The organism is Kitasatospora sp. NPDC057692, assembly GCF_042799475.1.
Classification (GTDB): Bacteria; Actinomycetota; Actinomycetes; order Streptomycetales; family Streptomycetaceae; genus Kitasatospora.
This window is the reverse complement of sequence record NZ_JBHVIV010000103.1, coordinates 1-26,348: the sequence shown is the minus strand read 5'-3', so window position 1 is coordinate 26,348 and position 26,348 is coordinate 1. Positions and strand designations below refer to the sequence as shown.

General features: G+C 72.9%; 13 protein-coding genes and 1 pseudogene. 2 read left to right on the top strand and 12 right to left on the bottom strand.

Annotated features, from left to right (window positions below; genetic code table 11):
• Positions 1-92: 92 nt before the first annotated feature.
• Positions 93-401: pseudogene (locus ACFVFS_RS35710) on the top strand (cation transporter); the annotation flags it as partial.
• A 230-nt stretch (positions 402-631) separates the two neighbouring features.
• On the opposite strand, the gene ACFVFS_RS35705 reads toward ACFVFS_RS35710, so the two are convergent.
• The 9 genes from ACFVFS_RS35705 to ACFVFS_RS35665 all read right to left on the bottom strand — a co-directional run bounded on the left by ACFVFS_RS35705 (position 632) and on the right by ACFVFS_RS35665 (position 18,286).
• Positions 632-1,432, bottom strand: coding sequence for a hypothetical protein (locus ACFVFS_RS35705; protein ID WP_380629087.1), 801 nt, complete (start codon positions 1,430-1,432; stop codon positions 632-634).
• 399 nt (positions 1,433-1,831) lie between these two features.
• Positions 1,832-2,827, bottom strand: coding sequence for a TauD/TfdA family dioxygenase (locus ACFVFS_RS35700; protein ID WP_380629086.1), 996 nt, complete (start codon positions 2,825-2,827; stop codon positions 1,832-1,834).
• Between the two features lie 40 nt (positions 2,828-2,867).
• Complete coding sequence (locus tag ACFVFS_RS35695) at positions 2,868-3,989, bottom strand: hypothetical protein (protein ID WP_380629084.1); 1,122 nt, start codon at positions 3,987-3,989, stop codon at positions 2,868-2,870.
• A gap of 195 nt (positions 3,990-4,184) precedes the next feature.
• Positions 4,185-5,882 carry a hypothetical protein gene (locus ACFVFS_RS35690; protein WP_380629083.1) on the bottom strand — a complete coding sequence of 566 codons (1,698 nt, stop codon included), beginning with the start codon at positions 5,880-5,882 and terminating at the stop codon, positions 4,185-4,187.
• Positions 5,883-5,909: 27 nt separating this feature from the next.
• The gene (locus tag ACFVFS_RS35685; RefSeq protein WP_380629082.1) at positions 5,910-6,401 is read right to left on the bottom strand and encodes a hypothetical protein; all 492 of its coding nucleotides are present in this window, start codon (positions 6,399-6,401) and stop codon (positions 5,910-5,912) included.
• Positions 6,398-10,513, bottom strand: coding sequence for a discoidin domain-containing protein (locus ACFVFS_RS35680; protein ID WP_380629081.1), 4,116 nt, complete (start codon positions 10,511-10,513; stop codon positions 6,398-6,400). The genes ACFVFS_RS35685 and ACFVFS_RS35680 overlap by 4 nt, the downstream gene beginning before the upstream one ends.
• The gene (locus tag ACFVFS_RS35675; RefSeq protein ID WP_380629080.1) at positions 10,510-12,783 is read right to left on the bottom strand and encodes a hypothetical protein; all 2,274 of its coding nucleotides are present in this window, start codon (positions 12,781-12,783) and stop codon (positions 10,510-10,512) included. The genes ACFVFS_RS35680 and ACFVFS_RS35675 overlap by 4 nt, the downstream gene beginning before the upstream one ends.
• A 7-nt stretch (positions 12,784-12,790) precedes the next feature.
• On the bottom strand, positions 12,791-17,086 hold the full coding sequence (locus tag ACFVFS_RS35670; protein ID WP_380629079.1) for a DUF6603 domain-containing protein: 4,296 nt from the start codon (positions 17,084-17,086) through the stop codon (positions 12,791-12,793).
• A 9-nt stretch (positions 17,087-17,095) separates the two neighbouring features.
• Complete coding sequence (locus ACFVFS_RS35665; protein ID WP_380629078.1) at positions 17,096-18,286, bottom strand: ComEC/Rec2 family competence protein; 1,191 nt, start codon at positions 18,284-18,286, stop codon at positions 17,096-17,098.
• A 347-nt stretch (positions 18,287-18,633) separates the two neighbouring features.
• Here ACFVFS_RS35665 and ACFVFS_RS35660 point away from each other — a divergent pair, with 347 nt between their 5' ends.
• Complete coding sequence (locus ACFVFS_RS35660) at positions 18,634-19,119, top strand: hypothetical protein (protein ID WP_380629076.1); 486 nt, start codon at positions 18,634-18,636, stop codon at positions 19,117-19,119.
• A gap of 82 nt (positions 19,120-19,201) precedes the next feature.
• On the opposite strand, the gene ACFVFS_RS35655 is transcribed toward ACFVFS_RS35660, so the two are convergent.
• The 3 genes from ACFVFS_RS35655 to ACFVFS_RS35645 are packed head-to-tail and all read right to left on the bottom strand — an operon-like array spanning position 19,202 to position 26,342.
• Positions 19,202-20,365: a macrolide family glycosyltransferase gene (locus ACFVFS_RS35655; RefSeq protein WP_380629074.1), complete on the bottom strand. Its 1,164-nt coding sequence runs from the start codon at positions 20,363-20,365 to the stop codon at positions 19,202-19,204.
• Positions 20,365-22,617 carry a cytochrome P450 gene (locus tag ACFVFS_RS35650; RefSeq protein ID WP_380629072.1) on the bottom strand — a complete coding sequence of 751 codons (2,253 nt, stop codon included), beginning with the start codon at positions 22,615-22,617 and terminating at the stop codon, positions 20,365-20,367. The genes ACFVFS_RS35655 and ACFVFS_RS35650 overlap by 1 nt, the downstream gene beginning before the upstream one ends.
• Positions 22,614-26,342, bottom strand: a complete 3,729-nt coding sequence (locus ACFVFS_RS35645) for an SDR family NAD(P)-dependent oxidoreductase (protein ID WP_380629089.1) — start codon at positions 26,340-26,342, stop codon at positions 22,614-22,616. The genes ACFVFS_RS35650 and ACFVFS_RS35645 overlap by 4 nt, the downstream gene beginning before the upstream one ends.
• Positions 26,343-26,348: the final 6 nt, after the last annotated feature.

Sequence of the window (26,348 nt, the reverse complement as noted above, 5' to 3'; positions counted from 1 at the left end):
TCCACACCTACAATCACCACCGCGGACACACCGCACTCGCAGGCAAGCCACCCGCCAGCCGCGTCCCCAACCTCACGGGTCAGAACACCTAGGTCACCGCTGACTCGATCCGGGCGCTGGCCGGCACCGGCAAAGCCGGACGTTCCCTCCCCGGCCTCGTTCTGGCCGCCCCCTCGCCGGCGGTCATGCCCTTCCTCTCCGCCGCCCAGCGCAAGGCCGGCCGAGAACTCGGCTCCGCCGGCGCCGTCGCCGCCCTCGTCATCGCCGCCATCGCCGTCAAGGAAGGCCGCGACGCCTGGCAGGGCAAGGGCTGCTGCGCGCCCACGGCCGGCACCGCCCTGACGTCGGTCCCGAGCGCCGATGCCTGCGGGTGCCGGCCGAGGTGCGACTGCTGCCGCTGAGCCGCCGAGGCCGGCGCAGGACGAGCGGCATACCGCGCCGGGCCGCTCATGCGGGCACCGCGCTCCCCGGACCGCGTCCGGCCCGCTCGGCGGCCCCGTCTCGTACCCCGGCCGCAGCGGTGTCCGGCCATCGGCCGTGCGACCGGGGTCGTGGTGGACTGTGCGGTGGTTCTCGGCACCGGCTCTCCGTTCGCACGGAAGCCTTCCATCCTGTCACGAGCGGAGAAGGCTCAGGCGGGGCGGCGGCTTCCCTGGTCGTCGCAGGGGAGCTGGCCGGTGGGGTCGTTGGTGTGGAAGTCGCGGTCGGCCTGCTGCTCGACCGCGGTGATGGCGGTGGGCTGGACGTTGATGATGCCGCCGAACGGGCGGTCGACGTCCCGGATGAGGACCAGGGTGGTGGTGAGCAGGGCGGTGATCACGACGAGGGTGATGACCTGGCCGCGGTTGTTGCGGCGCGGCAGGCAGATCGCGAGGGCGACGACGGTGATGACCAGGGTGGCGAGCAGGAACCAGAGGATGGCGCCCGGGATGCTGGCGGAGGCCTGGGTGAGGCGCTCGTCCCGCTCGTCGGAGCGCTTGTTGTCGGCGGCGACCAGCATGCCGAAGACGGGCTGGCCCTGGAGTTCCGCGAAGATCTGCCGGAACTCCGTCGACCAGACGCTCGGCGCGGGTGAGCCGTTGCCGTCGGCCATGGCGGGCCACTCCTGCTCGCGCACCGCGCGGGCGTAGCAGACGGCGTCGCCCTGGATGCGGGCGCGCTGCGGCGCGGGCGCGTACTCGGCGGTCTCGACGAGCTGGTCGAGGGCGCGGGCCTCGCCTCGGGAGGAGACCTCGGCCTTGCCGTAGGAGCCGTTGGCGGTGACCAGGACGAAGGCGAGCAGCAGCACGGTGAGTGTGAGCAGCGGGCCGACCAGGTCCTTCACGGCCATGCCCTCGTCGTCGTTCGCGGTGATCAGCCGGGGCCGCAGGTAGCGGTTGGCGGCGAGCCCCACGATCAGGGCGACGGCGGCGACGACGATGACCAGGAGCACGGGGCGGGCGCCTTCCGGGAAGGGGCGGGGTCCTGCGCCACGACGGGGCGGGACGCCGACAGAGCGGGCACCCGGATCATCACCGGCCGAAGACCCGCCTCGACGTCCGAGCCCTCCACGTCCACAGGACGGGGGTGCCTGCTGCTCCACAAGGAGTAGACGACCGCACCCAGGCACTCGGCCCCCGACCCGTGCCTGCGGCCCCGGCCTCGGTGAGCGGCTGCTGAAGCAACCGGCGGGCACGAACGGACGGACCCTTCGGCGAGGTCGCCTCCCCGGCCACCCCGGCGGCCTTCGCCCGCCCCCGCCCGCCGGCGCGTCGACTCCGTGGGCGCCGATCCGTGACCGAGGGCGCCGCCCGGTCGCACCGCCGGTCACGGAGTCCGCTCGGCAGCGGTGTCAGGACGCGAGGACGTGGCCGTCGTCGGGGCGGTGGTCGCGGGAACGGCGCAGGTCGGTGGTGGCGTAGGTACGCTGCAGCCAGCGGTCCGCCCCGTCGTAGCGGGGCCGGAAGGCGGTGCGGCCGTGGACGGTGACGCGGTTGTCGAGGACGACCAGGTCGCCGGGGGTCAGGCACAGCGTGCGGGCGGTCGCCTCGCAGGCACGGCCGAACTCGGCCAGGGCGGCGGCGGCCCGCGGGGTGAGCGGGGTCGTGACGAGTTGGGCCATGCGGATGTCGGGGTCCTCGGGCGCGCCCGACAGCACCGGCCTGGGTTCGGCTTCGGCGCCGCTCGCGGTGCCGGGGCCGAAGGAGGGCGGCGGGGTGGTGAGGAACTCCGGTGCGAACAGGGCCTCGCGGCCGGCCGGGGTGAGGAGCGGCAGCGCTTGGCGGATGCCGGCGACCCGCATGCCCGCGGTCCGGTCGTGGTCGGCGCGCAGGCAGAGGAAGACCACGTAGTCGGGCGGGTGGGGGTGGAAGCCGTTCTCGGTGTGGAAGGACAGCGGGACCGATCCGGCGTTGCCGTGGAAGGTCTCCTGCCCGGGCACGGGCACGACGTCCTGGACGAGGGCGCCGGACTTCTCGGCCAGGTAGGCGAGCGGCTCGCCGAGCCCGCAGGCGACCATGGTGAGCAGCGCGGCCGGGATGGTGACCCGGCGCTGGACCGACCCGGGTACGGCCGGAGTCGGGGGCAGGCCTGCCTGGTCGACGGGCAGGCCGCCGATCACCAGGGTGCCACGCGGGCCGGAGTGCCTGCGGAACCGGCGCACCGCGCGGCGCAGTGGCAGCGGGAGCTCGTCCCAGGCGTCCCGGGCCCGGGTCAACCACGCGGAGCTGTCCACCTGGTCGTGCCCTCCGTTGCACAGGGTGCGGGCCAGCTTCTCGCAGGCGCCGGCATCGGCCGGATCGAGCTGCCAGTCGGCGGCGACGGCGGTGTTGTGCGTGGTGCCGGGCATCAGGTCTCCTGCCGGGAGTGCGAACGGTGGGCGCGCGGACTCACGAGTGGCGCAGGCCGGCGACGGCGTCGGCGATGTAGTGGTCCCCGAAACGGATCAGGGGGGCGTATTGGGCTGCGCGGCGATGACGCATGAGCCGCAGTTCGGCGACGGCGTTGTCGGGGCCTTCGGGCCGCTGGGCGATGGAGCGGCGTAGGTGCACCATCGAGTACGCGAGTGTGATGTGCCGTTCGGCGTCCACGATGTCGGCTTCCAGCAGAGCACCCCGAGCCTCGGCCAACTCCTCAGATCGGGAGGCCAGTTGGTCGTAGGGCTCGGGTAGGACCGCCAGGAGGTCCTTCATCGCGGCCCGGAAGAGCTTGTAGCCCCGGTGCTGGCGCCCGCTGAGCGGGATGTCCGTGGACGGCGGCGCCATGGTCCGGCGGATCTCCGCCATGTAGTGGTCGGCCGGGATCGCACTGGCGTGGTTCATGGCCGCCGGGAAGCCGCGCACGTACACCGTCGCGTCCGCCAGCCGTTCCAATGCGGCGGTGGCGTCTCCGTTCCGCAAGTGGCGGGTGGCGTCGGCCACGGCGACCGCGGCACAGACGTTGAACAGGACGTGCACCTGGTGCCCGATGAGCCAGCGTGCGCTCCACGTGCTCTCCAACGACGACGGCCCCGCACCGGGATCGGGGACGGCCGCCGGCAGGGCGGGCTCGGGGACGGCGCCCGCGACCGCACCGGTGAGGTCGAGCACCGCCTGCCGCATCCCGGCTACCTCCAGCGCCAGGTCGGCACCCGACAACGGAGCCTCACAGAGGTCCTCCAGACCCCGGTGAACGACCAGGGCACCGTGCAGGGCGGCCTGCTGGTCGGACAGTTCCACCTCACGGACCCGGAAGTACGACTGGCTGGTCGACTCCGCCGGTACGTCCTCACCGGCCAAGGCCGGGCCGAGGGCCGACAGCGCGGCCACCAACTCGCCCGCCCTCGCGGTGGCTTGCCGCAGCGCGGTGCTGCGCTCGGTCGGCCTGGCATGGGTCACCATGCCGGCCAGCACACACGCGGTCCGCAGCGCCTCGGCGCCGACCCACGGGCCCAGCGCCGGAACGGGCCGCCCGCCCCGGGGTTCGCGGAAGACAGCGACAGCAGGATGCTCGACGAGTGGAGGCAGGCCCATGGTTGGAATTTCTTGCCAGGGGCATGCCAGATGAAACCCGGCCCGGCGCGACAATTGCCGCGCGGCGCGCCGGAGTCGGCCGTCAGCGCTTCCACGGACCCCGAACCCCGAGACCGGCCGCCGCGGCCGGCGTCCTTGCCCGCACCCCTGGGGGCGCATCTTCGACGGCCGGCGCCTTCCGGAACGGCGTAGCGTTCATCGCACCACCCCGAACGGAATGTAGTACCAGGCCCCCGAGTCGTATCGGCTGAGCGAAACTCCGGTGCCTCCCTTGACCGGGATCACGATGGAGTCCTTGGTGTCCCTTGACATGGTGGTCGGCGCGCCCATTCCCCCGTTGACGAAGACCTCGGGCCCGCTACCGAAGCCGATGACCAGTCCGTCCGTCTGCGGCACGAAGGCCTGCGAGATCTTCCATGGAGTACCGAGGATCCGCATGATGTCTGCCGCGAAAGTCATTCCCGGATACATGCTCAGGTTGTCGCCCACGACGATTCCGTCGGCAGCCACCCTGGCATTGATGTAGTCGGTCTTGATGGTCTTCTTCGCGCCGATGGCAATTCCCTCGTTGGCGGTGATGAGGGAGTTGGCGGTGAGGCCTCCGGCCACATTGAGAAGGCTTTGGATCTCCAGGGGAACGCCGTAGGGGCCGTACAGGTTGGCGATTCGGACCTTCTTGTCCGTAGCCGTGGCCTCGACGTCGCCCTTGGCTGTGAGGGTGCCGTTGGCGGTGAGGGTGTCTGCCGCGAGGGTCCTTCCCGGATACATGCTCAGGTTGTCGCCCACGACGATTCCGTCGGCGGCCACCCTGGCGTTGATGTAGTCGGTTTTGATGGTCTTCTTCTCGGCGAGGGTGATGCCCTCATTGGCGGTGATGAGGCCGCCTGCCGCGAGTGCACCACTGACCGTGACGGCGCCGTTGAGGCCGAGCACACCGGCCCCGCGCCCGTTGATCTCGCTGGCCGCGATACTGATCGTGCTGATGGCGCCGCTGTAGGTTCCGTTGCTCGTGACGGAGAGAACGCCGTTGGCGAAGGTGAGCTTCACCTTGTCATCGGCATGGTCCTTGTCCGGCATGTTCTCGATGGTGAGCGCGTTGTTCTCGGGCGACCTGATGGTGGTGACGGTGATATCGGGGTTGTTCACCTTGATGTAGGTGGTCAGGTAGCGGACCTCGTTGCCCATCCTGGCTTCGAGGGTGAAGCTCGAGTCGTCGACCAGGTTCTCCGGGGAGGTCCAGGTGCCGTCCTTGGCCGTGGAGGATCCCTGGGTGCCGTCCGGCTTGCGGTAGTACATGATGTACGCCGCGTGGGGGGTGCCTTCCCAGAGGAGGGTGGCCTTGGTGTTGCGGGCGATGGCCACGGAGGCCGGGCGGAAGCTGTGCAGGTAGAACGAGTCGTCGCGCTTGCTGACGCCGCCCTTGCCGGCGCGTTCCTGGAACTGGCCGTTCGCGCCGGTGGTGGAGGTGGACTCCTCCCAGATGATGTCGACCGGGCCGGCGCCGCCGTTGACCTCGATGCCCCACAGCTCCAGCTGGACGCTCCAGGTTCCGTCGAACGCGGCGGGCTCGTCCGGCGGCGGCGAGCAGGTGAAAACGACCTGGTTGGGGTCCTTCGTGTCGGGCTCCACGGCCCACTGCCGCTTGCCGGCGGGCACGGTCAACTCGTAGCGGATCAGGGTCGGTTCGCTGGTCAGGGCGGAGGCCTGGCGACCGGTCGGAATACGGACCTTGAACCACTTGCAGTGCACGGGCCGGGTGGGGGTTGCCTCGCCCTTGCCGTAGGTGAAGGTCAGTTTGGCGTACTCCGGCTTGGCGAAGGTGGAGACGTTCAGCGGGCTCGGGTCCGCGACCATGGCGGGCGGGAGCAACATGTCGGCGGCAGGGGTGGTCACGGCTTTCGAACTCCTCGCTGAAGGCTGTCAGTTGGGCAGGGTCGAGACGACGGTGAGGCCGGCGGTGCCGGTGCGGCGCTGCGGGCTGCTGTCGTCGGCTGCGGTGTCCTCGGTGATGCGGCTCCGGGTGCCGAGCGGGGTGCTGATGTCGAGGGTGAGGGTGAGGGTCCAGGTGCCGTCGAAGCGGGCGGGTTCGGCGGGGTTGAGGGTGAGGAGGGTGGTGGCCGGGTCGGTGGTGGCGGTTTCGACCAGCCACTGCCGGCCTCGGCCGGGACCGCGTTCGAGTTCCAGTCGGGTGCGCAGGATGACGGGCTCCCCCGTCGGCACGGTTGCGCCGTGGGCGGTGGGGAGGTCGAGGGTGATCCGTGCGCACCGCACCGGCCAGGCGGTGCGGCCTTCCGGGTCGTCCCCGATGGTGAGGCGGACGCGGTCGAGGGCGACCTCCCCGGGCTGTGTGGCGGTCGCCGGGGTGTGCTCCAGGCGGTACGGGAGGAGAAGGACGGGGTTGGGACTGGTCACGACGCGGTTCCTTCCGGGGCCTGGGAAGCGGGGGCCGGGGTGGAGCGGGTCCGTCCCGGGGCCGGCGGTTGGAGCTGGAGGTAGCCGGAGCGGGCGACGGGCAGGGGCGCGTCGGGGTGGGAGAGGTGGTCGGCGTGGTGGATGAGGTGCTCGTCCCAGTCGGGCAGCGGCAGGCCGGCGGCGGTGCCGTCCACGGCGATCGGTTCGGCCCAGGTCCAGTCGCCGTGCCAGGCCGCGGGGCGGGGCATCACGAGGGACTTGTCCGGCGGTTCGGCCTGCACGGTGAACTCGCGGACGGCGCAGGGCCCGGCGGCGGGGCCGGTGTGCCGCAGCCGCAGGAAGCGGGCGATGAGCGGTGTTTCGGGAGTGTGGTGGATCTCGGTCGCCTGGGTGTAGCTGCGCAGGAGGGTCCACTGCTGGCCGTCGGTGGAGGCTTCCAGGTCGGTTGCCCCAGGGGTGCCGCTGCCGTCCTGGCGGCCGAGGAGGATGTCGACGGCGTCCACGCCGCGTTCGGTGTGCAGGTCGAGCTGGACCCAGTCGCCGACGATCGGCGGTTCGCCGCTCTCGTAGGACGTGGTCGGGTCGCCGTCCGCCATGGCCTCGGCCGGGTGGCCGGCCCGGGCCTTGGCGGAGGCGGCGGCGGTGGGCGGGCCGAAGCGGTCGGGGGCGAGCAGCGGGTTGAGGCGGAAGGAGGCTCGGATGCGGGCCAGCGCCCGGTGGGCGGTGTCGGCGTCCACGGAGACGTCGGCGACGGGGAGGATGTCGGTGGTGGCGTGGACGGCGGTGTGCGGGCAGGCGAGCAGGGTGAGGTGGTGGGTGGCGGGGCGGTCGGCGGGACGGGCCGGCAGGGTGAGGTGGGCGCCGGTGCCGATCGCCGTGACGTAGGTGTTGGCCGGGCCGTTCGGATCGACGGCGTGGAAGCGGTGGTAGCGGGTCGCCTGGTCGTGCTCGTCGGCCGCGAAGTAGCCGATGAGGCCGTCGGAGAGCCGGTCGGGGTCGCCGAGGCGCACGGTCCAGCGGTAGTCGGGGTAGTCCCGGTAGTCGGGGTAATCCCGCTCGTCGGGATAGGGCTGGTCCGGCGGGATGAGCGCGCGCTTCCAGCTGGGGTCGGTCAGTGGCTCGCCGAGCAGGTCCAGGTTGAGGCGGGTTCGGACGAGGGCGATGGGGCGGCCGATCAGCCGGACCGGGGAGCGGTCCTCGTCGGGCGAGGGTTCGAGGATGTGATCGAGCGCGGTGTCGATCGTCTCGGCCAGCGCGTCGAAGGCTTCCGGCGCGTGGGCGAGCAGGCCACGGGCGAACGCCGCGACATGCGGGTAGGCGGCGGCGAAGGCGTCGTCCTGCGGGTGGCGGTAGGGGGCGTGCGGGAGCGCGTTCCAGGCCGTCGTCCGGACGTTCCGCACGTCGCGCACCACGCGCAGTTCGCCGAGTGGTTCGCCGTCGGGGCCGTAGACCAGCAGGGTCTGGTCGAGGTGGTTGGCCAGCAGCCAGCCGGCCACCGGCGCCTCGGCGCCGGGGAGTTGCGCCGCGCCGACGCCGCCGATGGCCTCCGCGGGTGGCTGGTCGGTCCGTAGGGGCACCGTGTCCAGACGGACGCGGGCGGGTTGGACGAGCCGGGGCGGCAGCTGCACGAAGCGCTGCGGGCCGGGCGGGTCCGGGAACAGGTCGCGGTCCGGCACGACGCTGTCGGCGCGGACCAGTGGGAACTGGATGGGTTGGGTGCCAGTCGGCTGCACCAGCGAGCACACGCGTCCGAAGCGGTCGACGATGACGAGTTCGATGAAGTGGAACTGGCCCGCCCGTACGGGCTGGAAGCGCTGCTCGCCGTGGCCTTCGGCGCCGTCGGGGACGTGGTTGGTCTCGCCGGCCAGGCCCAGGATCGACTGGTCGGTGACGGCCTGGGCGGCGCCGTCCTGCTGGATCAGCCAGTCGTGGAAGCCGTCGAGGGCCTGGGAGAGCACGTCCATGCCCTCCAACTCCTCGCGCATGTCGCTCAGTTGCCGGGCCAGCTGCGGCGGTGCGTGCCCGGCGAGCCGACGTGCCTGCTCGCGCAGCACGAAGCGGGTGGAGGGGGTGAGGAAGGCGCGCCCGCCGAAGGCGGTCCAGCGCCGCCCGCCGTCGCCGTCGCCGGGGGCCGCGTCCGTGCCCGTCCAGCGGTAGCGGTAGCGGTCGGGTTCCGGGTCACCGTCGCGGCCGAGGCCGAACTCCCAGTTGAGGGCGGCGTTCCGACTCCGATAGGGGGTGGCGCAGTGCTTGACCTCCCACTGGAGGTAGAGCGGGAGCCAGGGCTGGCGCCACACCCCGGTGTACTCGGGCCACGGGCCCTGGGAGCAGGCGGCTGGGTCGGCGACGACGGCGTGCAGCGCGGTGCCGGTGCCACCGGCAGCCGGGGTGCGTACGGCCTGGTCGAGCAGGGCGAACTCGGCGACCACCGCCCGGATGACGCCGGGGACTTCGGGGGTGTTGGCGGGCAGCAGCGGGTTGGCCGGAACGTTTGCCCAGTCGTTGTTGATCTTCATGCGGGTGAGCAGCGCGGAGGGCAGGCGGCAGGGCAGCGGGTCGTCCTCGTCACGGCCGAGCGGCTGCGAGGTGCCCGCCCCGGTCAGCGCGAGGACGGGGTCGGCGGGGCGGTAGTAGCTCTGCCGGGGTGCGCGCTTCAGCTCCAACTCGTCGGGCAGTCCCTGGGCCTGGGCGTAGCGGTCGATCGCGGTCTGGACGGCTTCGGGCGTGAGACCGTGCGGGACCTTGCCGCTCAGCCGCTCGGCCTCGGACTCCAGCCGCGTCACCTGCGTTCCGACGGCCAGGATCTGCCGGTCCCAGGCCGCCTCGTCGAAGTCGTGGTCGAGGGGGCGGCGGTTGGCGGGCAGGTGGCGCAGCCACCACAGCGTCCACAGCCGCCCCTGTGCGGCGGCGAGCTGGTGCCTGGCCTGGTCGTAGGCGTCCTGGTCGCGGTTGAGGGCCGCGATCCAGTCCGGCTGCTCGGGAGGCGGGGGCTGGGCGTCGGCCTGTTCGCCGGGCCGGTTGACGACCTTCCAGGTGGCGCCGCCGTCGTGGCCGCTGAACCAGGACCGGCGGGTGATCTCATCCAGGGAGACCTGCCCGTCGGGACCGTCGAGTTCGTCGGGGTTGCCGTGGAACAGGGCGCGGACCTGGTCGGCGAGGTCGGTGTCGCCGGTCTGGTGGGCGGCGAGGGCTGCGACGGCGTCGGCGGTGCTGTGCCCGATCGCGACCTTGACGTCCGCCCTGGCGGGCCGGTCCGATTCGGGGTGCCCGCCCTCGCGGTTCCACGGGATGCCGAGGGCGGTGCCGACGTAGCGGGTGCGGGTGATCGTGTTCGGCATGCCGTCGGGGGCGGCCCAGCCCAGGGCCCGCAGCACGTCGGCCGGGTTGTCGGGATCGGCGTCGGGGGGCAGCAGGCCTTCGATCTCGCGTGCGGTGGTGAGGATGTCGGCGTCGTCCCTGCTGTACCAGCCGGTCACGCAGTAGCTGACGGTGCACGGCGGCGGGTAGTTGTCGTTGGCCTTGAGGTCGGCGAGGGTGTCGTGGAAGAGGAAGACGTTCTCGTGGTAGGGCGCGAAGGCGGCGAAGGCGGGCAGTCCGCTGCCGATCGCGGTGAGGAACAGCGGCCGGGCGGTCGGCTCCCGCCAGGGGCCGTCGCTGAGCGGGTGGACGCGGCCGATGTAGTCGGCGCGGGGCTTCTCCCTGGGGGAGGCCGGGTCGACGAACGGGGTGAAGGCCGACTCGACGGGCCCGCCGTCGGCCTTCTCCAGGTAGTCGCTGTGGACCAGGAACCCGGCGGCCTTCAGCGCACCCCGGACGTGGGCGTAGCGCACCACGAGCCAGCGGTTGGGCACCAGTGGGAAGGTGCTCACCCCGGTGGCGGAGTCGATCGCCCCGGTGGTCAGGGCTTCGGGCAGCTGCCACTGCACGTGGATGCCCTCGCCCGGATTGCCCTCGGAGGCCCGGATGGGCGGTTCGGCGTTGATGCGGAAGTCCTTGGAGAACGTCCACGGGTATTTCGGGGTCCAGCGTCGGAAGTCGTCGAACTCGGCCACGTCGCGGGTGGCCAGCAGCGCGTGGACCTCGACGGGGACGATCAGATCGGTGTCGGTCATCGGGCGCTCTCCTGGCCGGGCTCGGCGTCGAGGGTCAGGCGTTGCTCGACGGGGGCGTTGACGAGCTGCAGGGCGAACTCGCCGGGCGCGAGGTCGCCCAGGGCGGGGTCGAGGGCGGCGGCGAGGGCGGGCACCAGGCCCCGCTCACCGCGCAGGGCCAGGACGTGCGGATCGTCCTCCCCGCTGGGCAGGCGCAGATGGCGGGTGAGCAGGCCCCCCTCGGCGGGGTAGTCGCGGCGCAGCGGGTGTCCGAGGTCGGGTCCGGGCCGGTGCCGGCGCAGGTTGATGACGCTGTTGTCCCCGGCCGCGTCGTTGCCGTCGACGCCGAAGTGGATGCCCTGTCCGGGCTCGCGGATGACGACCTCGTCGGGCAGCGCGTCCAGGAGCACCAGCAGTGTGTCGGGGGCGAGATGGTCTCGGCGCAGTTCGGCGACCTTCGCTCCGGCGGCCCCGGCGAGGATGTCGAACACCGGCCAGGCTTGGACGAGTTCGGAGCGGATCAGCAGCCCGGCCCGGCCGGTCGCCCAGGTGCGGATGCGGGTGCGGCGGCTGTCGACGGCAGCGGTGAGCGCGGTGTCGACGAGTGCGTCCAGGGAGGTGTGGACGCCGACGTCGCGGGCTCCGGCGAGCAGTGCCTCGATCCAGTTCTCGTCGATGCGGAACAGCCGGATCGACTCCGGGGGGAGCATCGCGGGGTTGGGCACCAGGTAGTTGAACGGCACCCGGCGTAGCAGGGTCAGTTCGTCCAGCCAGCCGGGCAGGGTGCGGGTGTGCCGCTCGGCGGTGGCGTGCAAGGCGGCTGCCCGGGGCCCGGCCGCGAGGACGGCGTGGGCGCTCTGCCGGGTGAGGCGGGTACGGCGGCCGCGGCGCGCCGAGGCCGGAGCGCTGTCGTGCGGGGCGAGGGGCCGGGCGAGCGCATCGAGGAGGTTCGAGGCGAAGCCCGGAGTGGCCACCTCCCGCAGGGTCCGCCCGTCCAGGTCGGCGGGATCGGCGGCGGCGAGCGCCGGGCCGGCGGCGGCCAGGGCCATCATCGTCGCCGCGGTGTTGGCCAGTTCGCGCCGTGCGCGGGTGATCTCCTCGCTGTAGTCGGGGTCGCTCAGCGCCAGGGTGCGGCCCAGCGTCCAGGCGGCGGCGTAGGAGACGTCGAACAGGCCGTGCTCCGGCTCGTAGATCAGCGCGTGGTCGGCGGTGGTCTTCGGGGTGTCGCGGGCGAAGTCGCGGGTCTCGGCGGCGATCACGGGGACGAACGGCCCGCGGTACCAGCCGTAGGTGGTCTCCCCCGACAGCAGCCGGTAGGGCAGCGGGGTGTAGCCCAGGTGCAGGCGGCGTCGGGCGTATTGCTCGGCGTCCGCGGTGGAGCGGGCCGCCACGCCCGCGCTCGGACGCAGGCGCAACACCAGGTTCTCCCGGTCGGCGCGGGCGGGTGCGACGAGGTTGCTCAGCAGGGCCGCCGGGTCGCGGGTGCCGGCCGGGTCGCTGGTGAACGACCAGGAGTGCAGCACGCACAGCCGCACGGACCTGATGTTCCCGCCCAGTTGGCCAGGGTCGAGCCTGCCGTTGAAGCCCTCCAGGGAGACCAGGTGCGCGGTGTAGGTGCCGGGCTGCCGGGGGAACCGATTGGCGGCCAGGACGGCGTACTGGCCCTCGGTGAGGATCTCGCCGTCGTCGCGCCGTTGCGGTCGGGTGGAGACATCGCGGACGTGGGCGAGGTAGCCCAGTTCCTCTTCACGCGGTACCAGTGCGGTGAACAGTGCGGCCGGGACGTCGATGCTCTGGCAGCGGCTGGCCGCTATGCCCGGGGTGATTCCCTCATCGCTGAGGTCCGGGCCGAGGATGCCGTCGCCGGGGCTGCGCAACTCGGCGACGGTGCGGGTGGTGGTCTGGCCCAAGCCCTCGGGATCGTCGGGCAGTTCACCCGCTTGGAACACCATCAGCGCCAACCACGGGGCCTGCTCGGGCACCGCGCGGGCCTTCAGCAGCCGCTCCCAGGGCAGGATGGAGCGGTCCAGCGTGATGTGCGGGAGGGTGCGGCTGAAGTCGCCGGCGGCGCCCTCGGCCGGGTAGTGGGCGTGCACGGACGAGGGGTCCAGGACGAACCGGACCGCGCGGATCTCGAACCGCTGCGTGGTGGCGGGGATGGCCGGGTTCACATCGACCCGGTTGCCGTCCTTGGTCAGGCGGTGCTCCGCCGTGAGCGTGTAGACGCCGGCGGGGGCGAGTGGGCGACGGTAGTCGTGGAAGGCGACGCGGAGGTCTTCGGTGCCGCTCAACGTCGGTTCACCTCTCGGCTGTGGTGGTCATGGGCGCGGTGGTGAACGCGGTCTTCGCGAGGTCCGCGTAGCGGGTCAGGGGGCCGTCGGTGCCGGGGGCGAGGCCGAGGCCGGCCAGGGCGGCGTGCACCGAGGTGCGGCGGGCGGCGGTGGTCTGCGCGGCGATGCCGGTGGCCGGGTCGACGATGGCGCCGATGCTGCCCTCGCCTTCGTCGTCCGGGACGGACGGCGGCCCCTCCGGCGCCGTTCCCAGTAGCGGGATCGGCGCGTCCGGCAGCCCGTCGGACTCCAGCGCGTCGGCGTCGACCCAGCCGACCGCCGGGGCCAGTTCGGGCTCGGGGACCTCGAAGGTGACGCCGGCCAGGCAGCCGGTGAGCAGTCCGTCACCGTCCAGCACGTCGCTGGGTTTGCCCAGCGGCGCACCCCACATCGCCTTGGGCATGTCCTGCCGGTAGACGGCGATCTTCCAGTCGGGCGGGGTCCAGGTGGTGTCGAACCTCTTCAGGGTGACGTGGTGTTCGGAGACCACGCCCTGCCCCTTGGTCCCCATCGGCCGGATGTCGATGGTGTCGTCCTCGGCTCCCGCGAAGGGCTTGCCGTTGAAGATGACGAGGCTGGCGGGGACGGCGGCCTCGGTACGGACGGCGAATCCGTCCCTGGAGACCAGCAGCGGCTCCCCCGCCGCGGACCGGCTCGCGGCCTCCTCGGGGTCGACGTCGACCAGCAGCCCGCGCAGCGGGGCGATCGACAGCGGGGCGGGCAGTTGGACGCTGAACTCCCCCCAGTCGATCGCCGGAACGCCGTCCCGGCCGGTGCCGAACTCGACGGTGAAGCCGATGAACCAGACCTTGATCCTGGCCCGGCCACCGATCGGCGGCCCCCACAGGTCCAGCGACACCCCGACCGACAGGGAGACCCGCACGCGGATGAACAGCACCTTGACGGTGGCCGCGACCCCGATGCTCAGGCCCATCGACAGGTCGAAGTAGAACGGCTTCCACTGCACCAGCGCGTCCAGCCAGGCCGTGAACCACGCCTGTAGCTGGATGCCGTGTCCCTTGTCGTAGTTCGCGGCCAGCTCGCCGCCGGCCATGAACGCGCCGTCGGTGAGCGCCGCGTACACCTGGCCGCGGATCGCCACCGGGCCGATCGCCCAGCGCCAGCCCACCCGCGGCGGGTTGGGGTAGTAGCCTGGCCGATTGAAACGGGGGTGGTAGCCGCCCAGGGTGAACACGAAGCCCTTGCCGCCCCCGGCCGCGGTGCGGTCCTGGCCCCAGATGTACAGGGACAGGCCACCGGTGAGTTCGGCCGCCGGGTCGATGACGTACGAGCCGGGCGCGATGACCGCGTCCATCGAGAACAGGCCCTGGTCCTGGTGGTAGCCGATGGCCAGGTCGATGACGACCCGGGCGATCGGCCTCTTGACGGCCTTGCTGCGCGGCAGGTCGATGGTGGTGCGGCCGATCAGCAGCACCTTCCACGACCGGCCGCCCTCGACCAGCAGCAGCGCGCGGGAGCGGACGAACTCGAACGAGCTGAACTCGATCCCGCCCGCGCCCCAGTACTGCCCCTCGCGCGGTGTGATCCAGCCGCCGGGGCCGGCGAGCTTCTCCAGCACCTGCTCCGGGGTGTCACCGCTGCCGCCGCCGTCCAACCGGTTCACCAGCGGGAACCGGCCGACCTCGTCGATCCTCGGTGTGCGGACCGTGCTGTTGACACCGAAGCCGAGCGAAACGGCGATCACCCGGAACGGCGGCGGCCCGAACAGCCCCTGCTCGCCACCGGAGACCTCTCCGAACAGGAACATCGACGACCAGCCGTCCACGGCCTTGGCGTACGACCCGGCGGCGTTCAGGGCGAAGAACCCGGTCTCGATCGAAGCGAGCCCGACGAACTGCTCCTTCAGCCCGGGGGCGACCTCCGAACCGGTCCGGCGCTCCACCGTCCCGCTGATCCGCAACGGCGGCTTGTCCAGCTCGACACCCGCCCCGCGCAACCGCGGCGAGACGCTCAACTCCCCGTCGACGCCGAGCCCCAGACCCATCAGGACCAGCCGGACCGGGCCCACCGACAACACCGCGTCCAGCGCGACGAAGATCCGCCCGTCCGCGAGGCCGGCGCCGATCCGCGAGATCCGAACCGCCCCGAGCGTCAGGTCGAGATCGCGGGACCAGCTCTCGTCCGACGCCGCGCGCACAGTGATCGGGCCTCGGGAGGCGGCCACGAGCGTGCCGCCGGGCCCTGTCGTGACCGGCAGGACCAGCGGGTCCTGCCGCACCCCGCCGATGCTCAGCTCGACCTGGACGGCGATACCGGGCCCGGCCGCCGTCCCGGTGGCGAAGCGCGGCAGCCGGCGCTCCACCGCGGAATCGATCCGGTCCAACGCGACGTTGAGCTCGGCCGCGTGCGCCGGCGTCCATCCGGCCGGCGCCGAGGTGAACGCGATGCCGTCGACGACAAGGTCCGCACCGGGCGGTATCGCCTCGCCGATCAGTGGCAGATCCGAGGCGCGCGCCCCGAGCCGGGCCCGCACCGCCGCCGCGTTGACCCGGGGGGCACCTGGGCCGGCACCGGGACGGCTGGCGTAGACCCAGCCCGTTCGCTCGGTCGCCGCCGCCAGCAGCACCTGACCGCTCGTCTTGTCGTACCGCACCGCCAGCGCGTCCAGCTCCGGACGCAGGATCTCGGGAAGTCCGGGCAGGTCGAGGCCCAGAGCGCGGGCCAGCTCCTCGGCCGAGACGCCCGGTGTGCCGGTCCAGGTCCCGGTGAACACCCGGCCTCCCGCACCCGAGGCGTACTGGAGGGTGAAGTCCAGGACCCGGATGTCGCCGCCGGCCAGCGGAACGGTGAGCCGCAGCAGCCCGCCGACTCCCGTCTCCCCCGTGCTCCGGTCGGCGGTCACGGTGAGCCGGAGGGTCGCGTCCAGGTCACCGAGCTGCACGGTGGCGTCGCAGTCGAAGGCGAAACGGCCGCTGCTGTCGAAGGCCACGGCGAGCTGCTCGATGACGAGGTCGTCGAGCACGTCCGGCGGGGTGATGCCGAGCGCGGCCATCACCCGGGCGGGCTGCAGGTTCTCCGCGCGGGCGCGGAAGGCCCAGCCCGTCCGCTGCGCCCAGGTGCCGGTGACGTCGAGCGTGCCGTCCGCGAGCTGCCAGGTCGCGGTCAGGGACGCCTCGGTGGCGCCGTAGTCCGCGACGGTGAGCGCGATTCCGGTCAGCGCGACGCCCTCGGTGAACTGCCAGACGTTGGCCAGTGTGAGGTCCAGCCCGTAGCCACGCCGGTCGCCCTCGGCCGGCTCCGCCCGAAGCGTGAGTTCGGTGATCTCCAGGTCCTGCGGCACCGGGACGCCGGGGAAGCGCTGCTGGAGCAGTGCGCCGACCGGGGCCGGGCGGGCGAGGGTGCCGCTGAGCGCACGGTCCGGAAGTGCGACGCCGACGTCGACGGCGATGTCGTCGGCGAGGGTGACCCGCCCGCCCAGTATGATCGCCTGGCGCGGCTTGCCGAACGGGTCCGCGATCGTGAACTCCGCGTGCAGGCCTTCGAGTTCGATTCCCGGTAGCGGCGTCCAGGGCTCGTCGAGCTCCACCCGCATCCACAGCGTGAGCCAGTCGGCGCCCACCGCGCGGCCTGGCCGGTTCGGGGCGAAGGTGATGCCGAGGGCTGTCAGCACCAGCCGGGCGGACCCGGCGATGTCGGGAGGCAGATTCAGGGAGCCCGCCGGCAGGCCGGCGAGGGCCCGCAGGCTGTCCAGGTCGGGGATCGGCACCTCGGCGAATTCCGAGCCGACCTGCCACGGCTGCCCGGTCCACAGCGGAGGGTAGCCCCAGAGGTACGGCCTGGGGGCGGCCTCCGGCGTGGGGAACAGCACCTCGGCGCCGAGGCCGACGCGCGGGCGCGAGCCGGTGTCCCCGCCGGGCTCGATCCCGAGGACCAGGTGCAGCGGGCCCAGCCGCAGCCGCTCCAGCGCGGCCGGGATTGTGCGCAATTCCTCAGGCAAGTCGGCGCCGTCCTGGAGCAGGACGACATCGACGCGGAGGCCCACCACGTGCCGCTGGTCCTCGTCCGTCAGGAACAGCACGCTGCCCGGCGAGGCCTGCTGCCCGACGAGGGTCACGGCGCCCTCGACGTGCAGGGCGTCGACATCGACGGTCGCATCGCGCACATCCAGCAGGCTGTTCGCCAGGTACTGCTTGAACAACTCCAGGGCGGGATCGAGCTCCAGGAAGTCGGGGGCGACCTGGAGCCGGGAGAGGTTCTGGGCCTCGCGCAGAACCGTGCGCAGGGTCGAGACCAGCAAGGGCATGACCGGCTCCTACTCGTACCAGATGTCGTAGCTTCCCGGGGCGGTGTGGTCGAGTCGCAGGTGCCAGTCGACGCCCCGCCAGCCGGCGGTGCCCGGCTCCAGGGCGAGCGAGCTGAACACGCCGTCGGTCGTCGGCGTGTGGACGAAGGGCCAGGGCGGGGCATCCGTGTTGTCCTGGAAGCCGAAGCCCCAGGTCAGCCCCGCACGCACGGCGGGGGCGGGGATGCCGTGGGCGGCGCGGACCCCTTCCCACCGGACCAGGACCCGGCCCGCCAGGTTCTCGGCGTCGCACGTCGCCACCCCGCCGCCGAACGCGTTCAGCCCGGTGCTGATGAAGAGCCCGTCCGGGGTCGTGTGTGCGAGCCACTCGTCGCTGGTGGAGTGCTTGCTCCCGTGGTGTCCGAGCTTCAGCCACAGGTGGCTCTCACGGGTGCACAACGGCCCCGCGAGTCCCATCAGGTACTGCTCGTTGATCACCTCGGCATCCGCCATCAGCAGGACCTTCTGGCGCCTGCCCAACGCGTCCGGCTCACCCGTCAGGACCGTCACCAGGCTGCACATGTTGGCGATCCGCTCCTTCTCGCCCGCCGCGAACTTGGCGACGTCGCCGGGTCGCCGCTGGGCGCCGCGCGAGTGGATGGTCGGCCCGACGACGCCGCCGAGCATGAGGAGGTCCGCACCCGGCCCTGTTCCCAGCAGCGGCACAGGGTCGGCCGGCATCGTCACCAGCTTCGGCTCGTTGAGCACCCGCTGCCCGGCCGCACCGGTGAAGGCCGTCCAGTCGGTGAACAGCCGCACCATGAAGTCGCCGCCGCCCTCACGGTAGTCGGCGGGCCGGAGCGAGTAGGCGACATTGCGGATCGTGTACTTCAGCCGCGCCGGGTCACGACCGTCCACCAGGACGTCCTGCAGGAGGTTGAAGTGGTCCTGGTCCGGGTGCGTCACCACCAGCCAGTCCAGCGTGTAGGGATCGCGCAGACGGCTCAGGTAGTGGTCGAGCCTCTCGCGCAGGTGCGCGATCACGCGCTGCTTGGCGTCACCGGTCGCCGCCGCGGCCGGCCGCCAGGGTGGGACGGGGCCGGCGGTGCCACAGTCCACCAGGATCGCGTGCGTGCCGACGCCCGGAGCCGCCCGGTCGTAGAACCACAAGAGTGTGCAGTCGCCTTGCCCGACATTGAAGAAGACCACTTCGACCGGCATGCCACCTCCGTCGACCAGGCCCGAGCCCGCGGTTCCGCGACTCAGCGTGACACGATCCTGACACATCGCACCTGAACGGTTCGAGGAGTTCCCGACTCATGGCCAGGTCCGTTCCCTGTTGGCTCGATGTCGCCGTGGCAGACGGCCACCGCACGGGAGCAGCCCGTCCAGGAGGAGGACAGGCGTCGCACTTTGGGCACTTCGATCCCGATGATCTCGAACGGCTCCAGGCCGGTGTCGACTTCGAACGGCCTTCCGTCGGTCGACCGGCCGGCATCCGCTCAAGGGGTGGCGACCACGGTTGCGGCCGGTACTGCGGGCCCGCCACGCTGGTGATGGCCCTGGGCATGCGCGGGACCTGGAACCACGACCAGGGGACCTTCGCCAGCTGGATCGGCATCACGCCGAACAACGGCGGCACCGGCGTGGACGCGATGAACAAGCAGCTGAACGAGGAGGCGGGCGGGTTCCCCTATGTCGCCTTCAGCCGGCGCGACGGCCGTGCGACCCTGGTCTGGCTGCGCGACCAGGGCCGCCAGCGCACCACGATCCACACCGCCGGCTCCGCCCAGGGTGGCCTCGGCCTGGCGGACTTCGACGGCCGTTGGCTGGTCTCCAGCGTCCTTGCCACGACCTGGACCGACTCCACCGCGACCTGGGCCGCCGACCTGCGCGGACGCGCCTACACGCAGATCACACCGCGGTACGGCGGGACCAGCAGCCACGGGAACGCCGTCGTCGTCTCCTGTCCGGGCCCGGACAAGCGATCGGTCAGCTACGTGTTCACCGCCGCAGGCCTCGCACCGCTGTCCTGCTCGCGCGATCAGACCTGAAAGACGCCGTACGAGACCGCGCGGGAACGGGCTCCACCGGGCGGCGCGCCGAAGGGGCGGGCCGCCCGGTGGAGCCCGGTCGCTACCGCGTCAGCAGTTCCTCCAGGACGTCCGCCGCCTTGGACGCGCCGCCCGCCCCGCGCACGATCCGGCTCAGGGCGGCCGCCCGGGGGCGGCAGGACCGGACGTCCTGGACGGCGTCGCGCAGGGCCCGCACGGTCGGCTCGGCGAGCGTCCTGCCGACCCGCAGCTCCTCCGCCCGCCGGGCGATCGCCCGCTGTTCCGGGATCTGCGGCACCGCCACGAAGGGCACCCCGTGGTAGAGCGACTCCATCACCGAGTTCATCCCGGCGTGGCTCAGGAACACCTCGGCGTGGCGCAGCACCGCCACCTGCGGCACGTGCGCGCGCACGTCGACGTTCGCCGGGACCGGGCCCAGCGACTCCGGGTCCAGCCCGCCCACCGCCATGACGACCTGCCAGTCGCTGTCCCCGAACGCCTCGATGCAGGTCCGGTAGAACTCGGGCCGGTCGTTGAAGACGGTTCCCAGCGAGATCAGCAGTACCGGGGCCGGCGACCGGGGGCTCCACTGCTCGGCGGTCCGCCGGCTGCTCAGCGACGGCCCGACGAAGTGGAAGCGCTCGTCGAAGGTGTCCCCCGACATCTGGAACTCGCGGGGGATGAACACCAGGCTCGTCGGGGCCACGTGGCCGAACATCAGGTTCGGGTCGTCGAGGAAGGTGTGGCCCTGCGCGAACTTCCCCATGTCCTGGATCGCCGCCACCAGCCGGGGGTCGGTGTGGTCGAAGTCGGCCGGCAGGTACACCTGCGCCGCCGAGAAGGACTCGTTCTCCGCGAAGGTCGGCACCAGGGAGATCTCCCGGACCCCGAGCAGGTTCGCCAGCATCCGCCCGGTGAAGGTCACCGAGTCGTAGCACACCGCGCCCGGCGGGTCGGCCGAGAAGTGCCCGGCCAGGACGGGGAAGGAGGCACGCGCGTCGTCGAGGTAGTACTCCATCGTCACGGCGAGCTGTTCCGCCGTGAAGTCGCCCCGTGCCGCCATGTCGGGCGGCAGCTGCGAGGGCAGGGTCACCGGCGACGCCCCGGCGGCGACGGCGGCGTCCATGGTGGCCGGTCCCGTGGCGTAGCTGACCCGGTGACCGCGCCGGACCAGCTCCTCCACCAGCGGCAGGGTCGGGTTCACGTGCCCGGACGCGGGCGCGCTCACGAAGGCGAAGTGGGCCATCAGCCCTCCTCCAGGATCACCGGAAGGGTCTTGTGCCCGTTGGTGAAGAAGGAGCCCAGCGGCTCCAGTTCGGACGACGGGACGGCCAGCCGCAGCCGGGGGAACCGGGAGAACAGCGCGGACAGCGCCGTCGTCGCCTCCAGCTTCGCCAGGGGGCTGCCGAGGCAGAAGTGCACGCCGTGCCCGAAGGTGAGGTGGTCGGCCCGCGACGGCCGGGTGACGGAGAAGTCCTCGGCGTCGTCCCCGTGCTGCGCCGGGTCGCGGCCGGCCGCGCCGTAGGACAGCAGGATCGCCTCGCCCTTGCGGATCCGCACGCCGTCCACCGAGATGTCCTCCACGGCGTAGCGCAGCGGCAGGTTCGGCACCGGCGCCTGCCAGCGCAGGGTCTCGTCCACGACGTCCTCCCACGTGCCGGCCCCGGAGCGGACCAGGGCGAGCTGGGAGGGGTGCGTGGCCAGTGCGTGGACGGCGTGGTCGAGCAGGTTGACCGTCGTCTCGAAGCCGGCGGAGATGGTCAGCAGCAGGGTGTCCAGCAGTTCCCGCTCGGACAGTCGGGTGCCGTCCGCCTCCTGCGCGGCGATCAGGTCGCTGGTCATGTCGTCGCCGGGGTCGCGCCGTTTGGCGGCCACGAGCTCCTTGAGCAGCATGTACAGCTCGCCGGAGGCGGCCTGCACGCCCGCCGGGTCCGCGTCGAGGCTGAACACCGCGTCCACCAGCCGCCGCAGGTCCTCGCCGGTCTGCGTGCTCACCCCGAACAGTCCGGTGATGACCTGGATCGGCAGCGGGAACGCGAACCGTGCGCGCAGGTCGACCGGCTGTCCGGGCGGCACCGCGGCCAGGTCGGCGATCAGGCCGGCCGTGATCTCCTCGACGCGCGGCCGCGTCGCTTCGATGCGGCGCGGGGTGAACGCCTTGGCCACCAGGCTGCGCAGCCTGGTGTGGTCGGTCCCGTAGGCGGTGAACATGTTCTGCATCGCGACCCACATGATCAGCGGCCAGTCCGGCGGGATGTCGCCGTCGCGCCACATGGGCCAGTGCTTGTTCGCGTCCTTGGAGACCCTCGGGTCGAGCAGCAGCCTCCTCGTCAGGTCGTGACCGGTGACGGCCCAGGCCGACACGCCGCCGGGCAGTTCGACGGGCGTGGCCGGGCCGCGCTCGCGCAGGGCGGCGGCCTCGCCGAAGATGTCGCCGCCCGAGGGGTCGATGACGTACGCGTCGGCGGGCGGGGCCTGCACGCGCACCGGCGCGGTGAAGGTGGTGGCCGTACGGGGCTTGGGCTGCTCGGTGACCTCCAGCAGGGACGCGGTGAACCGCGAGCCCATGCCGAGACCGATCGACATGATGGTGTCGCCGGGCTTGAGGGTCTCGTCGTGCAGCAGGTGATCCATGCCGAGCAGTTGGTCGCACGGCCCGACGTGGCCGAGCTCGCGCAGCATCGGCCAGGTGGTGCGGGCCAGGTCGATGCCGAGCGGCTCCAGCACGACGACCTCCAGTTGGGCCAGGCCCAGACCGGTGACGACGAACCTGGTGATGTCGGCGATGCCGACGCCGCCCTCCTTGGCGGCCTGCTCGACCGCGGTGACCAGTGCCCCGCTCATCAGCGTCAGGTACGGCGCCAGGCCGGTGACCTCGATCGGCGTACGGTTGCGGTGGCCCTCGGGGTCGGGGATCGTCGGGGTGGCGAGGACCTCCATCTGGGTCGCGGAGCTGTTGGCGGTCGCGACCAGCCGCGCCCGGCCGCCCTCGCGGTTGAGCACGGCCGCGACCGCGCCGTCGGCCAGGAAGATCCCGATGGTGGGCTGCCAGCGTTCCCACCGCGGCGGCAGGAACCGGGAGGTGGCCGTGACCAGGGTCGCGGTCGCGGCCGGGTCGGCCACCAGATGCGCGGCGGCGGACTGCAGCGCGGCCGAGCCGCCGTTGCTGGTCGCCTCGACCTCGTAGACCAGGGCGTGGCCGAGGCCGAGCACGCGCTGCAGGTGGCAGGAGGACGCCATGTGGTCCTGGTGGTCCATCTGGGCGTAGGCGGCCATGGAGATGTCGGCACCGCTGAGGCCGGACTCGCGCAGGGCCGCGATCGCCGCGTGCACGGCCATCGCGTGCTCGGTGACGTCGTCGGAGCGGGTGAACGACACGAAGTCCGACAGCGCGAGCAGCCGCCGCATGGTGTCGGTGTCCGGCACGGCCTGCGTCGCGGGCGTGCGGGGCGGCAGATATCTCCCCGTTCCGCCGATGTAGACGTTGTCCCAGATCATGCAGAATCCCTTCCCCTGAGTGCGGACAACCCGGCCCCGTATCCGCTGAAGTCGAGGAGCCAGGTGCTGATGGCCAGCGCCGTGGCCGCGGAGTGCTCCTCCAGGACGGTGAAGTGGTCGCCCGGGACGGTGAGCACCTCCTGAACGGTGGTGGACAGCCGGGGCCACGAGCGCTTCCCGGTGCCCACCAGCAGTACCGGCGCGGTGACGGGCTCCGGGGCGCCGGCCAGATCGAGGTAGCGGCCCATGGCCATCAGCCGGTCGTCGTCGACCGGCCGGACCTGGTGGCCGGCGTCGAGCATGCCGGTGAGCACATCCGGCAGGTCGTCGGGGTAGCCGTCGACGAGCACCACGGCGCTGGGCCGGGCCCCCCGCCGTTCCAGTTCCCCGGCGGTCGCCAGCGCCAGCCACGCGCCCACCGAACGGCCGACCAGCACCGGCGCGGCGACGGCCGACGCGGCCTCGGCGAGTGCCTGGACCAGGACGTCGGCGTCCGCGGGCAGCGGGTCGCCGGAGAAGCCCGGCAGGGTGACCGCCGTGACGTCGCGGGCGGCCTCCAGCGCCGCGGCGAACCGCCCGTACTCCTCGATGCCGCCGGACGCCAGCGCGGACGGCAGGCAGACCAGCGGCGGTTGGAGGAAACCGGCCGCGAGGGCGACCGGTTCGGCCTTGGGCGCGTCGGTGGCCGGGCTCAGCCGGGACGCCGTGGCCAGCAGGTCGAGGCCGTCCTGCGCGCGGCCGACGTCGACGGCCTTGCGCAGCAGGCGCTCCATCGGCCCGGCGACCCGGTTCTCCGGCGAGCACAGCTGCCCGTAGAGGTGGTTGACGAGCTGTTCGGGCGTCGGGAAGTCGAAGACGAGAGTCGCCGGGAGCCGGAGCCCGGTGGCCGCGTTGAGCCGGTTGCGCAGCTCGATGGCGGTCAGCGAGTCGACGCCGTGGTCGCGGAACAGCTGACCCGGGTCGGCGATCCCGCCGGGGGCCATCCCGAGGATGCTCGCGCTGTGCGTGACGACCAGGTCGAACAGCAGGGCGCGCTGCTCGGGCTCGGGCAGGGCTTCGAGCCCGGCCCGCAGGTCGGCGGGGCCGGTCACCGGGGCCGGCGCGCGCCGCGGCCGGGCGAGTCCGCGCAGCAGCGGGGGCGGGGTGTCGATCGCCGCGGGGTCGAGGCGGACCGGCACCAGCGCCGGGCGTTCGCCGGCCAGGGCGGTGTCGAACAGAGCGGTGTCGAACAGGGCGAGGGCCTGCTCGGTGGGCAGCGGCAGCATCCCGGTCCTCGCCAGCCGGCGGTGGCCGGCCTCGGTCAGGTTCCCGGTGATGCCGCTGGACTCGGCCCACTGGCCCCAGGCCAGGGAGGCGGCCGGCAGACCGCGCGCGTGCCGGTGCTCGGCGAGCGCGTCGAGGAACGCGTTCGCGGCGGCGTAGTTGGCCTGCCCGGGGGCGCCGAACACCCCGGACGCCGAGGAGAACAGCACGAACGCCCGCAGGTCCAGGTGCTCGGTGGCCTCGTGCAGGTGCCACGCGGCATCGGCCTTCGAACGGAGCACCGTGTCGATCTGCTCCGGTGTCATCGATCCCACCACGGCGTCGTCGACGACCCCGGCGGCGTGCACGACGACCCGCAGGTCGGGGATCGAGGCGACGAGCTCCCTCAGTGCCCCGCGGTCACCGGCGTCGCAGGCGACCACGGTGAGGGCGGCGCCCAGCTCCTGCCGGAGCCCGGGCGGCTCGACGCCGCGGCGGCCGGCGAGCACCACGTGCGGGGCGCCGTGCCGCGCGACCAGGTGCCGGGCGACCAGGACGCCGAGGGTGCCGGTGCCGCCGGTGATCAGCACGGTGCCGTCCAGGGGCGCACCGTCCAGGGGCCCGGCCGGGGCGGTAACGGCGGCCGGGGCGATCCTCACCAGCCGCGGCACGAGGGCGGTTCCGCCGCGCAACCGGATCTCGGGCTCACCGTCGCTCACGGCGGCGCGCACCGCGGCCGGGATCGCCCGCCGTGACGCGGCCGTGCCGTCGTGCCGGACGGTCAGGATCCGCCCGGGATTCTCGCTGTGCGCGCTGCGCAGGAAGCCGCGGGCGGCGGCCGAGGCCAGGTCGTCGCCGGTGAGGACCACGAGCCGGGCAGGCGTGTCGGCGGCCAGGAACTCCCGGACCCTGCCGAGCAGTTCCCGGGTCACCGTGTGGGCGGCCGCGACCGGTTCGCCCTCGCCGGCGACCTCGTGGAGGACCGTCTCGGTGTCCGGGCCGTCCGCTGCCGCCATCGGGGTCCAGTCGACGGCGAACAGCGTGTTCGGCCGCCGCCCGGCCCCGTGACCCGCCGCCTCGACGGGCCGCAGGACGATCTCGTCGATGCTCGCGACCGGCGTCCCGGCGGTGTCGGTGATCCGCACCGCGCAGCTGTCCGGCCCGGTCGGGTGCAGCACCACCCGGACCGTCGCGGCCGACCCGGTGACCGACACACCGGAGAACGAGAAGGGCAGCCTCGCCGGGCTGCCGTCGGCGCCGCCGTCCTCGGCCGCGGGGCCGGCGAACAGGGTGAGGGGCTGGATGGCGGCGTCCAGGAGCGCGGGGTGGACGCGGTAGCCGGTGAGCTGCGCGGGGTCCGCCGGGAAGCTCACCTCGGCGTGCAGGTCCTCGCCGTGCCGCCGGACGCCGGTGAGCCCCTGGAAGGTCGGCCCGTAGTCGTAGCCGGCTTCGGCGAGCCGGTCGTAGAGCGAGCCGATGTCGATCGGCGCGGCCCCGCTGTCGTCCGCCCCGGACACGGCCGTCGGCCCGGCCCCGGACGTCGGCCGGGGAGCGAGCACGCCGGTCGCGTGGCGGGTCCACTCGTCGGGCTCGGCGGAGGTGCGGGAGTGGACGGTGACGGGACGGCGTCCGGTGTCGTCGGGCGCGCCGACGGTGACCTGCACGTGCACGCCGTCGCGCTCGGACAGCACGAGCGGCGCCTCCAGGACCAGCTCGGACAGGACGGGGCTGGCTGTGTGCTCGCCGGCGTGGACGGCCATGTCCACGAACGCCGTCGCGGGCAGCAGCGTGGAACCGAGCACGGTGTGCTCGGCGAGCCACGGGTGGACGGACGCGGAGAGCTTCCCGGTCAGCACCACGCCCTGCCCGTCGGGGAGCTTCACCAGGGAGCGCAGCAGCGGGTGGTCGGGTGTGTCGGGGCCCTCCGACGGGGTGGTGGGGTGGAGCCAGTAGTGCTGGTGCTGGAAGGCGTACGACGGCACGCGCACGTCCGGCGCCCCCGTGATCGTGGTCGCGGGCGGCCTCCAGTCGACGGCGCCGTCCGCCCACAACCGCCCCAGCGCCGCGAACAACCGCTCCGGAGCATCACCACCACGACGCATCAGCCCGTTGGCCACCAGCACTGGATGCGGACCCACCTCCACCAGCCCCGTCACACCCCGGCCCGCCAGCCAGTCCAAGGCGTCCGCGAACCGCACCGGCTCCCGCACCTGCCGCACCCAATAGCCCGGCTCCCCCATGTCCTCCACCGGACTCCCGGCCACCGTGGACACCACCGGGATCGACGGCTCACCGAACGACAACCCCGCCGCCACCTCGCCCAGTTCCTCCAGCACCGGATCCATCCGCGCCGAATGGAACGCGTGACTCACCTCCAACCCCTTCACCCGCCGCCCACGACCGCGCCACACCTCGGCGACCGCCGCGACCCCCACCCCCTCCCCCGACACCACCACCGCATCCGGCCCGTTGACCGCCGCCACCTCGAC